This is a genomic window from Lysinibacillus louembei (genome assembly GCF_033880585.1).
In the GTDB taxonomy this organism is placed as follows: Bacteria; Bacillota; Bacilli; order Bacillales_A; family Planococcaceae; genus Metasolibacillus; species Metasolibacillus louembei.
In genome coordinates this window covers 507,397-520,052 of sequence record NZ_CP137624.1, presented here as the reverse complement: position 1 = coordinate 520,052, position 12,656 = coordinate 507,397, and the positions used below count along the sequence as shown (strand labels likewise).

Sequence of the window (12,656 nt, the reverse complement as noted above, 5' to 3'; positions counted from 1 at the left end):
GTAAATTCAACTGTTTACAAAATGTTCACAATGAAAGCGGATGCATAAAAAAACCACATGAAAGCTCATGTGGTTTAAAAAATCATATGTGCAACAGCAGCAACAATTGGAATTGAAATGATTGTGCGAATTAAGAAAATGATAAACAAATCCCATAGCTTTAATGGAAGTCTCGTTCCTAAAATTAATCCACCAACCTCAGATAAATAAATGAGCTGCGTTACTGAAACAGTTGCGATGAAAAAGCGTGTCATATCTGACTCAATGCCAGCACCTAAAACAGATGGCAATAGCATATCGGCAAATCCGACAATCATCGTTTGAGCAGCTTCACCAGCTTCAGGGATTTGTAGTAGCGCTAAAATAGGCTCAAATGGCATACCCAAAATACGGAAGAAGCTTGTAAACTCAGCTAACATCAAAGCGATTGTAGCAAATGTCATAATGATTGGCGTAATCGCAATCCACATTTCTAGCACATTTTTAGAGCCAGAGAAAACGATTTTGCCGAGGTTTTTGTTTTCTTCTGCTTTTTCCAATGCGTTTTTTAAGCCGAATGAAAAAACGTTAAAGCCTTCCTCTACTTTCTCACGCTCTGCTGTAGGAGCTTGACCATTATAAAACATGTCTGATTTTTTCTTTAACGGATAAATACGGGGCATAATGACAGCTAATATAATCGTTGCTAAAATGACCGTTCCATAAAACTGTAAGAAGTATTGCTCAATATGGATTGTTTCAACAACAACGATACAAAATGTAATGGACACAACAGAAAACGTTGTCGCAATTGTTGCAGCTTCACGCGCTGTATAATTGTTTTCTTCGTATTGACGGTTCGTTAATAAAACACCAATCGTACCATCACCAACGAAGGAAGCAAGACAGTCAATCGCAGCACGTCCTGGAATTTTAAATAATGGACGCATAATTTTGACCATCATGGAACCGAAGAAATCAAGTAAACCGAAATCTGTTAATAACGGTAGTAGCAGACCCGCAAAGAAGAAAATTGAAAACATATACGTAACAAGACCACCGGCAGGGTCAAGCAAAATACCTGCTGTATTGTCACTGTTAATTGGCGATGGACCGAAATCTAATATATACATTGCTGCAAATACAACAGCTAATACGCGTACAATAGTCCAAAACCAGTTAACACGGAAAATGGAATCCCATAATGTGTATGAGCCTTCATGCTTTGGAACTACTTTTGTAATTAAAGAACCTATCGCAGCGATAATAAAGACAATCAGAGTGAACCACTGAATAAATGGTTCAACAACGCCAGCAAGGGCACTAGCTAGTAATGCAATTGGTACTTTAATGCCATTCTCTGTGCCAATCGGCAAAATGAATAAAAAGATTCCTAAGCTTGATAATGCAATAAATAAAAACCAAATATAAAACGAATACTTTTTCATAAATCTCATTAAACTCCTAATTTATTTCCTGTATAATTATAAGTTCGGTGAGCGAAAAAATCTACACTAAATTTAATTTTATGCTGAAATAATTTATAAAAATACATTTATTCGTAAAAAAGCAGTATGTAAACGAAGAAATTTACATACTGCTTTTTCACTATAATTTAATAGTGTACACGTTGAATTGGCTCGCCAAGCTCATCATCCTGTTGTACAACATAAAACTTCTCAATACTTAGCCAGCTATCAGCAGGTGTTTCACCATCATCTACACGCTTTGCTGTTTCAGCCATCATCCAGCCTGTTTGTGATGCGTGTGCCTGCAATGCTCTTAATTTATGGTGACCAACGCTTTTAATGTCGACAACGACATGTGGTTCACCTAGCTCTGCTAAAGTGTTATTTGCAAAAGCGCAGCCAAGTAAACGTGGACGTTTCTCCTTATCAATGCGGCGCACAGCTTCTTTTACAGCACGTGCTGTTGCTTCATGGTCAGGGTGCACTGCATAGTGAGGATAGAATGAATAGATTACGGATGGATTCAGCTCTTCGATTAATGCTGTGACAAGCTGTACCATCTTTTCATCATCTTCAAATTCAATTGTTTTATCGCGTAAGCCCATCATGCGCAAATCAGGAATCGCCATCGCCTCACATGCAGCTATAAGCTCCTTGCGGCGAATTTCTGGCAGCGATTCGCGTGTTGCAAATGGGGGATTACCTAAATTGCGCCCCATTTCGCCAAGCGTTAAACAAGCATATGTCACAGGTACGCCCATTTGGTGATATAGTCTAGCAATCCCAGCAACAGAAAATGCCTCGTCATCAGGGTGTGGGAAAATAATTAATACATGACGCTCTGAAGGTAATGTCATTTCTTTCACTCCTTAATAAGAAAATGGTGTTTCGCTAATTTCCAAAGCAATCGCTAGCTTGCCTGTATAGTCAAGACCAGCCATTAATAAGCGACCATGTTCATCTAATTCATAGTGAGTAATGCCCTGCGCATAAACCCAACCATGCTCCATTTTTAAGCCGATGCGATGCGGCATATCATCAATTACTTTTCCTAGCTCATAGCGAATTTTTGCATTGCGAATAAAGGCCCCCGCATTGAAAACCTTCGTATCAAAATGGCTTGCATAAGCGCCATTTGTCGTTTCTAAATGAATAAAAACATCTTTATTAGCAAAAGAATTAAGCAATTCCTGAAGTGTTTCGATATGTACCTCTTTCATTTATCGTAACCCCTTTCTAAACTCTCTATATGATAGTATAGTAGAATTTTTTTCAGAATGAAAAGAAGACGTCTTGAAAACTAAATGGATTCGCCAATAAAAAAGTATCAGACCGAATTAGCCTGATACTTTTCTTTAAATTTCTGTGATTGTTACTTCTGGTGCACCGAAGCGTGATTTTGCCCCGTGCATTACAGGTCCAACGTATTCATTTAATGCCCAGCCATGTGCAATCGCAGCAGAAACAAATTCCTTCGCTTCAATGACAGACTCTTCTACAGAAAGGCCGTTTGCTAAATTGGCACAAACGCTCGCTGCGAATGTACAGCCTGCCCCATGATTATAAGTGGAAGCTACTTTTTCAGAGGCAAGGAGCTTATAAGACGTGCCATCATAAAACAAATCAACCGCCTTGTCTGATGCTAAAGCTTTACCACCTTTAATGACAATATTTTTTGCACCAAGCTCATGAATTTTTGCTGCTGCTGCTTTCATTTCCTCAATCGTTTTTGGTGTACCTGTTCCAGCAAGCTGTCCTGCCTCGAAAAGGTTAGGTGTGATAACTGTAGCGTATGGCAGTAAATATTCAATCATCGCTGTTGTATTGCCGGGATTTAATACTTCGTCATCGCCTTTACATACCATAACAGGGTCAATGACAACGATATCTGTGCCAGATTGTTGAATCGCATCGCTTGTAATTTTAATAATTTCCTCTGTTGATAGCATACCTGTTTTAATTGCATCTACTTTTGTCGATAAAGCTGTATCAATTTGTTTTTGCAATAAGTCTGTTGGGAGCGGTGTTACTTGATGATGCCAGCCGTTCGGGTCCATTGTTACAACGACTGTTAATGCGACCATACCGTATGTGCCATGCTCCTGAAATGCTTTTAAGTCCGCTTGCATACCAGCGCCAGCAGATGTATCAGAGCCAGCAATTGTTAATGTTTTTTTTAATGTCATCATGAAAAGCTCCTTTAAAATTATTTACATACAACTATACAATTGTTGTGACTTTATAAAAATAGTCAGAAATTATTTTTTTTTTAATGTCAGAGTAGATGGTTGTTTTGACAGCGGAAAATGTTGCTGAATAAAGGTAAACTTATAGTATACTATTGAATTAAGAGGTGAGTTTAATGGGAAAACAAGCATTTAATAACGATTGGCAGCAAGTTATTGGCGAGGAGCTAAGCAAGCCGTATTTCAACGAGCTGCGCTCATTTATTGCAAAAGAATATAGCACTGAGACAATTTATCCGAAGCAGGAGGATGTAATGAATGCCTTCCATGCGACGAGCTATCAAGATGTAAAAGTTGTTATTTTAGGACAAGACCCATATCATGGGCCAAATCAGGCGCATGGCATGAGCTTTTCGGTGCAGCCTGGTATCCCGCAGCCACCGAGCTTGCGCAATATGCTACAGGAGCTTCGTGAGGATTTAGGTTGTCCGATTCCTAATCACGGCTATTTAATGAAATGGGCACAGCAAGGTGTGCTATTATTGAATACGGTATTAACAGTAAGAGCAGGACAAGCCCATTCACATAAAGGTAAGGGCTGGGAGCAGTTTACAGATGCTGTCATTGAAAAGCTAGCAGCGCGTGAGGAGCCAATTATTTTTATTTTATGGGGAAGACCTGCACAATCAAAGGTACCAATTATTAAGAAAAGTGGAACAGCACATGTTATTTTACAAGCCCCACATCCAAGTCCATTAAGTGCACATCGAGGCTTTTTTGGCAGCAAACCATATTCTCAGGTCAATGCTCAGTTAGAGGCTTGGGGCAAAGAGCCAATTGATTGGTGCTTATCTTGATTCAGTAACTCTTTTCTGCGACGAGTAATCGCAGGGGCAAATGTCTTTTTGAATCGTAAGCAACGCGACAGGTACGGAAAACGCCCTGGCGGATGTCACATGATGTGACGCTTTTAGGTTAACTTTTACTAAGAGCAAGTTCGAAAAAAGTTCGCAAGGCGTAATTGATAAGAGGAGGAAATCATGGCAGTTAACTGTTTTAAATGTCGTTATTTTCGTGTTACGTGGGAGCCTGCAAATCCGAGAGCTTGTACGGCATATGGCTTTAAAACGAAGCAAATCCCTTCAGCTGTTGTGAGACAATCCTCTGGCATGGAATGTTTGAAATTTGCACCAAAGCAGGAGGGAAAATGATGATTTCATATGATGTATTATTGAAGCAACTAGAGCAGCATGTGCTACAAGCAAAAAATGCTGTGAATGAGCAGGAAATGCGCGAGCACTTGTCAGCAGTACGTGCGCTCTGTGATGTTGTATTAACAGCACAGAGCAAGCCACAAATAGCAGCATTACCACAAGTTATAACACCGCAAACAACAGCGCAGGCAACAGCGCAGGCAACACCATTACAGGAAAATGGCGCAAATGGCGATTCGCTTTTCGATTTTTGATATACGGAGGATTTAGCAATGAAAGGTTCTATTATTTCGGGGGCAATTCACGGCTTTTTAGCTGTTGCCTTAGGCGCATTTGGTGCGCATGCTTTAAAAGGTATTTTAGATGATTATAGTACGGGCATTTGGGATACAGCAGTGCAGTATCAAATGTTTCATGCGAGCGCATTAATTTTAGTTGGTATTTTAATGAGCACGAAAATATTTGGCGAAGTAAGGCAATTAAAAATCGCTGCAATTTGCTTAAATTTAGGCATTGTCTTTTTCTCTGGTAGTTTATTTATTTTAGCAATAACAGGCATAGGTATTTTAGGCGCAATTACACCGATTGGTGGCGTTTTATTTTTAACATCATGGGTGCTAATTATTGTAACAACTTTAAAAAAAGCATAAACAACAAACTGTTCAAAAAACATTCATTTTTTGAACAGTTTTTGTCTTTTAATATATTAAAATTTTCGAAAAACAGTGGTATATTTAAAGTGTTAAAGGCGTAAGCCGTTTTATTTTTTAAATATAAATGGAAAAAAATGCATTTTATAATAAACATATATGGAGGAATGATTATGAGTATAGGAAAAAAATTGAATTTAGTATTTCTAGCAATTATCGTATTACTAATAGCTTCCACAACGCTTAGCTTTTTTAATTTAAGAAACATTGAGCAAAAAGTAGATGAAGCATTAGATGTGCGCGTAGCAACAGTGCGTTCCGTCGATCAAATCAAGCTAGCGGGAGCATCGCAAGGCTTGTTTGCAAGAGCGCTTGTTATTGAATATACGCAGACCAATGACGATAATTTTGTACAATTTAATACGCTTTTAAATGAAGAAATGAAGCGGTTAGATGGGCTTATTATGACGGAGCAAATGCGTGGTTATTATACGGGTTTAGCGGGGGCAGTCGATATGTTCAATCAAGTAGCAGAGCAGTATTTAGATGCTATTCGAAAAGGGGATACAGACCGTGCCTTAGATTTTGTTATCAACGATTTACAGCAGGCAAACAAAGACATTACAGCATTTTCTAGCGAAATTTTAACGTTCCAAGAGGAGCAGTTAGAAGAAGCGATGAAGGCATCGGATGCAACAATTAGCATGTCAAAAATTATCTCGATTGCAGCATTAGTCATTGTTATTATCGTTAGTGTTATGGCGATTTTTTATGCGCGACGTTCGATTACGTTACCATTAGTGCGTATTGCGAAATCGACAAATACTATTGCAACAGGTGATTTAACAGAGCCTGATTTACCAGTTGAGAGTAAGGATGAAATCGGTCAGCTTGCTGTAGCCTTCAATACGATGAAAGATAACTTAAAAAGTTTAATTAGTAATGTGCAATCAAATACAGAGCAATTAAGCGCAGCGGCAGAGGAATTATCAGCAAGCACCGAGCAAGTAACGGCTACTTCAGTGGATGTAACCCGTCGAGTAGCAAACACTTCTGAAAATACACAGGAGGCAGCATTATCAGCAAATGAAAGTGCACATGCGATGGAGGAAACGGCAGTTGGGGTACAGAGGATTGCCGAGTTTTCACAAACATTGCATTCAAGCTCAGAAACTGCACGTCAGAGAGCGAATAATGGAGAGACAATTATTCAGCATGCAAGAGAGCAAATAGAAACGATTAATCATTCCACTGTTCAAGTAAATGAGCTTGTTCAAAAGCTATCACAGCAAACGGAAGAAATTAGTGAGATGACAAAGGCAATCACAGAGATTACAGAGCAAACTAATTTATTAGCATTAAATGCAGCAATTGAAGCAGCACGCGCAGGGGAGCATGGCAAAGGCTTTGCTGTCGTAGCGGATGAAGTGCGCAAGCTGGCAGAGCAATCGAAAAGCTCAGCGCATAAAATTGTTTTATTAACATCAGAAATTCAAGTCGATACGGAAAGTGTAGAAAAAGCAGTTAACAATTCTTTAATCTCAGTAAAAGATGGCGTACGGATTATGGGAGAAGCTGGAGAGGCATTCCAAGCAATTGAAGGCGCTATTGAAGAGATGACGACACAAATTGAGGAAATTTCTGCAACGTCACAGCAGCTATCTGCAAGTGCCGAGCAAGTGTCAGCCTCTGTTAATGGTATTGCATCAGGCACGACTGAAACAGCTACTGATATCGAAATGATTGCTGCTGCAATGGAGGAGCAATCTGCAACGATGGAGCAGGTGAGCGAAGTTGCAGTCAGCTTAAGTGAAAATGCACAAGGATTACAACTAGAAATACAAAAATTCCGTGTATAAAGGTAGCTATTGGAAACAGCAAGAGTATACTTGCTTTTCCAATAGCTATTTTCTTTTACAAAAATGAAGCTTCATTTCATGGTGTTTGCGTAAAATAAGCTAATTCTTCATCAAATTCTGCATAATCAAAATAAATCATTGGGAAAAGGAAGCGGTGGTCTGTTTTCAACTCGCGTATAATGGCATGATCGCGCCCTGCTGCCTCCACAACCCCGCGAACCGCTTTTGTGTTTTGCCCATTTACAGCATTATCAAATGAAAAGTAGAACACACCTGGCTTCCCACGATTCAATCTTAAAATATTTTCAATATAAGATTCCTCTCGTCTAGGTGCTGCTGATGGCATTTGTTGCATAGGTGGTGTCCAATAATAAGTCAAAAGAACATCCTTTCATTTTAAATAGTTTGACATTCACTTTCTGTCGGTGCAAAAAAGCAATGTGATTTAAAGCGTCCCGTATTCCATTGACCATACCATTGCGCAGGACAGTCTCCACTCGGCATGAAAAACCATAATGCACGCGATGCAGGATGGAAACGCTCCCCTCTAATGACACGTTCCGCTAAGCGAATATCCTGTGGCCTTGCTCGTTGATAAAAATAGCTTTTAGTTGTCGCCTCGAACCCCCCAGGTCGTTGAAAAACCATATCCTCTATCGTTCGCACATCAGGGAAATCAAGGCAATCTGCAAGTACTCGATTGACACCGACATTGCCAACCATCAGCATCCCTAATTCACCATCTCCTTCAGCCTCTGCGCGCATTAAGCGAGCAAGCAAAGCTGTTTGTGCCGTAGTCGTTGGAACAACAGCGATACAACAAACCCCCTTTTGAAACTAATGTATGCAGCAACTAGTGAAAAATATGTAGAATCGCCTGTATATGAAAGAGAAAAGTGTGCATGCTATTAGACGAGGTGATCGACATAGGTCAACTATTCAGCATCCTGTTCAGCGCAGTCCTCGCTTTTTTAATCGCTGCCTACTTTGAACAACCGCTCCATTGGTATTTGTTTATTTTAATTGTATGTATCGGCTTTTTTATTCAGCTAGTTATTGTGATTTTGCGCGCACCCGAATAGGAGTGCCAGGCACACATACAATTCTCACACAATTTAAACAGGAAAAAAGGCAAACGGTCAGAGATACTTCCACCGTTTGCCTTTCCATCTTACTTATACAGTTAAAAACTTCGCTAATTTTTCATTGTCTAAAATGTTGCCGACAAAGAATGAGCCGAATTCGCCGTAACGTGCTGATACTTCGTCAAAGCGCATTTCATATACAAGCTTTTTAAATTGTAGGACATCATCTGCAAATAATGTTACGCCCCACTCATGATCATCAAAGCCGACAGAGCCTGTAATAATTTGCTTTACTTTGCCCGCATAGCCACGACCAATCATGCCGTGTGAACGCATTAAGCTTTTGCGCTCGTCCATTGATAGCATGTACCAGTTGTCATCATTTTGACGACGTTTATCCATTGGATAGAAGCACACGTATTGAGCACGTGGTAGCTCAGGGTAAAGGCGTGCACGCACATGTGGATTTTGGTAAGGGTCCTCGTTTGATTCGCCTGCTAAATAGTTTGATAATTCCACAACAGATACATATGAATAGCTAGGAATTGTAAAATCAGCAATTGCTAATTTATTAAATTCAGCCTCTAATTCCTGTAATTCGTCCATCGTTTCGCGCAATGTCATTAACATGAAGTCTGCCTTTTGCCCAACGATTGCATAAAATGCATGTGCGCCTGTTTTCGCAATATCTGCCTCATTTAATTTTTCTAGGTAAGCGACAAATTCCTCTACCGCCGCTGTGCGCTCCTCTACTGAAACAAGCTTCCAAGAAGCCCAGTCGATTGAACGGAATTCATGTAACGTATACCAACCATCTAATGTAATTGCTGCTTCGTTCATTTATGAAACACTCCTTTTAAGTGAAAATCATTCTCTATTAGTTTAGCACAACTTTCTCTATCCTACACATGCTGTCACGATTTCGTCATGACTTTTCAGCATTCGCCTATTCGTGTATGCTAGAGAATAGTTCAATTCGTAATATTGGAGAGATTAAGCATGGAATATTTTTTACAAAATAGTGAATGGCGGCTAGTAGATGAATCGAATTTGCAGACACGTTCCCCATTAGCATCATTCGCTATGGACGATACACTGTGCCATTTAGTTGGACATCGTCTGTCTACATCAACGATCCGCACATGGGTACATAAGGAATCTGTTGTGCTCGGCATCCAAGACCATCGCCTACCATTTATTGAAGATGGAATGAAGTTTCTTAATCAACAAGGCTACACACCGATTGTGCGCAATTCAGGTGGCTTAGCTGTCGTATTAGATCCTGGTGTACTTAATATATCGCTCGTTGTCAGTGAAAAGGAGCAGCCGCTATCAATTAATGCAGCATTTGAAATGATGGTGGAACTAATTAAATGGCTACTTCCCGAAATAGCAGAACGCATCGAAGCATATGAGATTGTTGGCTCCTATTGCCCAGGTTCATATGATTTAAGCATTGCTGGTAAAAAGTTTGCAGGCATTTCGCAAAGGCGCATGCAGGGTGGTGTTGCTGTGCAAATTTATTTATGTGTTGAAGGCAGTGGTAGCGAACGCGCAGAGCTAATTAAGCAGTTCTATGAAAAAAGCTTGCGAAACGAGGAAACAAAGTTTCAGTACCCACGCATTGAGCCCAGTGTTATGGCATCATTACGAGAGTTAACAGGGGAAAATATAACAGTTGTTGAGCTAAATTTACGCATTCAGCAAATGCTACAAGGCTGGACGCTTTTGCCGCTGCAAGCATCTGAAAATGAATTATACATGCATTATTTACAGCGCGTTTTGCAGCGCAACCAAAGTATGCTTGCTAAGTGAGATGGAGAACGTGGAATAAATTCATGAAAATGTGGAATAAACTTTAAAAAACGTGGAATAAACCTGAAAGAGAGGAGCAATTTCGCTCCTCTCCATTACATTTGTATTTCATTGTTTTCCATAGGAGCAGAAATAAGATTTCCATTGCGTTCCATTTTAAAGACCGGCGCAATACGTTCCTCTTCCTCGTCTAATGCAACGAAGCGACGTGCACGGTTCATAATTTGCACGAATTGCTCGTAATCTTCGCGAATTGCGATATTTTCCTTACGCAATTGCTCAAGCTCCTGCTCTAATTCGTGATTTTTTTCCGTCGCTGTATTTGCTAAGTAGCGCCATTTAGAGCTCTCAATATCGCCCGAGCTGTGCTGTAAACGCATTAAATAGGCAATCACGACATCTAAAGAAAGTGCTGATAAGGGAATAGATTTCGCCTCATGTCCTTCTGCTGTTACGACGATTTGCTGTACACGACGACGAGATGGATTGCCCAATGCTCGCAATCTCTCTTTCCGTTCTTTTTTCGCCTCTGCTAGCTGGTCCTCGTACATTTTACGAACAACTGCATTCCAGCGAAAACCACATGCAGCTGCAGTACGATTTAATGCATCACCAACTTCATCAAATGCATTTAATTGTGTGCTCCCTTCTTTTACATGTCGTAGCACCGCCTCTGCTAACAGCTCATCATTTTCTTTTAACCAAGCATCCTGTCTTACTTTCATTATTTATTTTCCTCCTAGCATGTTGATAGTTTGATTGTTCATTACTAAGCATGACCAATATTGAAATGATTTATGCAAGGTATCTATAAATTTTCAGACCTTTGCTGGAGAAAATACAATTCCACTTGAATGAAAGTGTCGTCATAAGCTAAAATAGCTAGTAGACTAAAAGCGAAAATAGAAAGGTGTTGACGATAGTGGCAAACGAATTCCGAGTTTGCGATGAATGTCAGGCCGTTAATTTAAAAACGTTAATTCCGAAATTAAAAGCAATTGATCCAGATGCAACGATTGAAATTGGCTGTCATTCATACTGCGGTCCTGGCCGTAAAAAAACATTTACCTTTGTAAATAGCAGACCAGTTGCTGCATTAACAGAGGATGAGTTAATGGAAAAAGTGCTGGCAAAATTAAAAAAATAAAGAGTGCTGTCACAGGGAGAAGACCAAATCGCTCCCTGTTGTACAGGCTCTTTTTTTATAATTAATAAGTATATATTTGCTATAATAAAAGCATAGGGCTGTGAGGAGGGGAAAGGAAATGAAGCTGCAAAATCCGCACGATAAGTTTTTTAAAGAAACTTTTGGTAATGTAGAGGTGACAAAAGATTTTATCCAATATTATCTTCCAGAAGCGATACGACAAGTGATTGATATGAATACATTGGAGCCACAGAAGGATAGTTTTTTAAATCCGAAGCTAGAGGAAAACTTCTCCGACCTTCTCTTCAAAGTAGCAATCAATCAGCAAGAAGGCTATTTGTATATATTATTTGAACATAAAAGTTATCTTGATAAAGACACAGCAGTACAATTGCTAAAATATATGGTAGAGATTTGGGAAGCAAAACGTAATAAAGAGCGTGTGCAAGAGCTTCCAATTGTTATTCCCTTAGTCATATATCATGGCAAAAAGGAATGGACATTGCCAACCAATCTAAGTGCACAGTTGAACGGATATGATAATTTGCCATCAGCTATCCAAATATATGTACCGAGTTTTGAATACGTCTTGTGCGATTTATCCCGCTATCAAGATGGAGATATTCAAGGCTCTGTCATTACTCGCATTGTAATAATGTTATTACGCGATGTTCAGACAAAGGAAGGTACAGAGCTAATTAACTCCATAGCAAATGCATTCCACCATTTGCAAGAGTTAAACAATAAAACCTCGGTAGTGGGTTATGTGGAAACATTGCTACGCTACGTTTTTGAAGCAGGTAGAAAATTAACACAAGCTGATATGAAGAGCATCATCAAACAATTAGAAACAAATGAAATGAAGGGAGAGGAATTTACGATGACACTGGCAGAAATGTGGAAGGAAATAGGGGAAAGACAAGGTGAGCAAAAAGGACTGGAAAAAGGACTGGAAAAAGGAAGAAGTGAAGCATTAGTAGATGTAGCGCTTTTACAGCTCACAAGTAAGTTCGGCAAGCTGCCTGATGAAATTAAAGAAGCATTGACAAAGGCGGACCAGCCAGCTCTTCAGCTCATTCTGGCAAATATTTTTACAGTGGAACATCTGGACCAAGTAAAACGCTATCTGTTATAAAAATAAGAAAACAGGATGTAACTCTTAAGCTTTGTGTGAAATGAAGCAGCTGAACCGAATAAACATTATTTATAAGAGATAGGCGAGGGTTTTTTAGCACCCTCGCTTTTGGCAATT

At 39.6% G+C, this 12,656-nt stretch carries 16 protein-coding genes; 8 read left to right on the top strand and 8 right to left on the bottom strand.

The features are described 5' to 3' along the window. Positions 1-74 precede the first annotated feature (74 nt). The 4 genes from R6U77_RS02495 to thiD form a co-directional block, all read right to left on the bottom strand. Positions 75-1,427 (bottom strand): YjiH family protein, encoded by a 1,353-nt coding sequence (locus tag R6U77_RS02495; RefSeq protein ID WP_319837292.1) that lies wholly within the window; start codon positions 1,425-1,427, stop codon positions 75-77. A 167-nt stretch (positions 1,428-1,594) separates the two neighbouring features. Next, positions 1,595-2,305, bottom strand: coding sequence for a bacillithiol biosynthesis deacetylase BshB2 (gene bshB2 / locus R6U77_RS02490; RefSeq protein WP_319837291.1), 711 nt, complete (start codon positions 2,303-2,305; stop codon positions 1,595-1,597). Positions 2,306-2,317: 12 nt separating this feature from the next. Further along, on the bottom strand, positions 2,318-2,668 hold the full coding sequence (locus R6U77_RS02485) for a YojF family protein (protein ID WP_293921395.1): 351 nt from the start codon (positions 2,666-2,668) through the stop codon (positions 2,318-2,320). A gap of 135 nt (positions 2,669-2,803) precedes the next feature. Continuing rightward, entirely contained in the window at positions 2,804-3,634 is an 831-nt protein-coding gene (thiD, locus tag R6U77_RS02480; RefSeq protein ID WP_319837290.1) for a bifunctional hydroxymethylpyrimidine kinase/phosphomethylpyrimidine kinase, read from the bottom strand. A gap of 176 nt (positions 3,635-3,810) precedes the next feature. On the opposite strand from thiD, the gene R6U77_RS02475 reads away from it, so the two are divergent. From R6U77_RS02475 to R6U77_RS02455, 5 genes are all read left to right on the top strand, one after another. Further along, complete coding sequence (locus R6U77_RS02475) at positions 3,811-4,491, top strand: uracil-DNA glycosylase (RefSeq protein ID WP_319837289.1); 681 nt, start codon at positions 3,811-3,813, stop codon at positions 4,489-4,491. 183 nt (positions 4,492-4,674) lie between these two features. Continuing rightward, positions 4,675-4,845 carry a uracil-DNA glycosylase gene (locus tag R6U77_RS02470; RefSeq protein WP_319837288.1) on the top strand — a complete coding sequence of 57 codons (171 nt, stop codon included), beginning with the start codon at positions 4,675-4,677 and terminating at the stop codon, positions 4,843-4,845. Beyond that, the gene (locus R6U77_RS02465; RefSeq protein ID WP_319837287.1) at positions 4,845-5,102 is read left to right on the top strand and encodes a YwdI family protein; all 258 of its coding nucleotides are present in this window, start codon (positions 4,845-4,847) and stop codon (positions 5,100-5,102) included. Before R6U77_RS02470 ends, R6U77_RS02465 begins: the two co-directional genes overlap by 1 nt. An 18-nt stretch (positions 5,103-5,120) precedes the next feature. Beyond that, positions 5,121-5,498, top strand: a complete 378-nt coding sequence (locus R6U77_RS02460; protein ID WP_319837286.1) for a DUF423 domain-containing protein — start codon at positions 5,121-5,123, stop codon at positions 5,496-5,498. Between the two features lie 173 nt (positions 5,499-5,671). Beyond that, positions 5,672-7,357 carry a methyl-accepting chemotaxis protein gene (locus R6U77_RS02455; protein WP_319837285.1) on the top strand — a complete coding sequence of 562 codons (1,686 nt, stop codon included), beginning with the start codon at positions 5,672-5,674 and terminating at the stop codon, positions 7,355-7,357. 76 nt (positions 7,358-7,433) lie between these two features. Here R6U77_RS02455 and gerQ read toward each other — a convergent pair whose 3' ends face one another. The 3 genes from gerQ to hemQ all read right to left on the bottom strand — a co-directional run bounded on the left by gerQ (position 7,434) and on the right by hemQ (position 9,282). After that, the gene (gene gerQ / locus R6U77_RS02450) at positions 7,434-7,712 is read right to left on the bottom strand and encodes a spore coat protein GerQ (protein ID WP_319838334.1); all 279 of its coding nucleotides are present in this window, start codon (positions 7,710-7,712) and stop codon (positions 7,434-7,436) included. A gap of 41 nt (positions 7,713-7,753) precedes the next feature. Further along, positions 7,754-8,173, bottom strand: coding sequence for a cell wall hydrolase (locus R6U77_RS02445; protein ID WP_293921617.1), 420 nt, complete (start codon positions 8,171-8,173; stop codon positions 7,754-7,756). A 359-nt stretch (positions 8,174-8,532) separates the two neighbouring features. Continuing rightward, a complete protein-coding gene (hemQ, locus tag R6U77_RS02440) occupies positions 8,533-9,282 on the bottom strand; it encodes a hydrogen peroxide-dependent heme synthase (protein WP_319837284.1) in 750 nt (249 codons plus the stop codon). Between the two features lie 159 nt (positions 9,283-9,441). On the opposite strand from hemQ, the gene R6U77_RS02435 reads away from it, so the two are divergent. Then, on the top strand, positions 9,442-10,257 hold the full coding sequence (locus tag R6U77_RS02435; protein WP_319837283.1) for a lipoate--protein ligase family protein: 816 nt from the start codon (positions 9,442-9,444) through the stop codon (positions 10,255-10,257). A 95-nt stretch (positions 10,258-10,352) separates the two neighbouring features. Here the strand turns inward: R6U77_RS02435 and R6U77_RS02430 are convergent, their stop codons facing one another. Continuing rightward, on the bottom strand, positions 10,353-10,982 hold the full coding sequence (locus tag R6U77_RS02430; RefSeq protein ID WP_319837282.1) for an RsfA family transcriptional regulator: 630 nt from the start codon (positions 10,980-10,982) through the stop codon (positions 10,353-10,355). Positions 10,983-11,179: 197 nt separating this feature from the next. Here R6U77_RS02430 and R6U77_RS02425 point away from each other — a divergent pair, with 197 nt between their 5' ends. Beyond that, positions 11,180-11,404, top strand: a complete 225-nt coding sequence (locus R6U77_RS02425) for a YuzB family protein (protein ID WP_293921409.1) — start codon at positions 11,180-11,182, stop codon at positions 11,402-11,404. A gap of 118 nt (positions 11,405-11,522) precedes the next feature. Then, positions 11,523-12,539, top strand: a complete 1,017-nt coding sequence (locus R6U77_RS02420; protein WP_319837281.1) for an Rpn family recombination-promoting nuclease/putative transposase — start codon at positions 11,523-11,525, stop codon at positions 12,537-12,539. Positions 12,540-12,656: the final 117 nt, after the last annotated feature.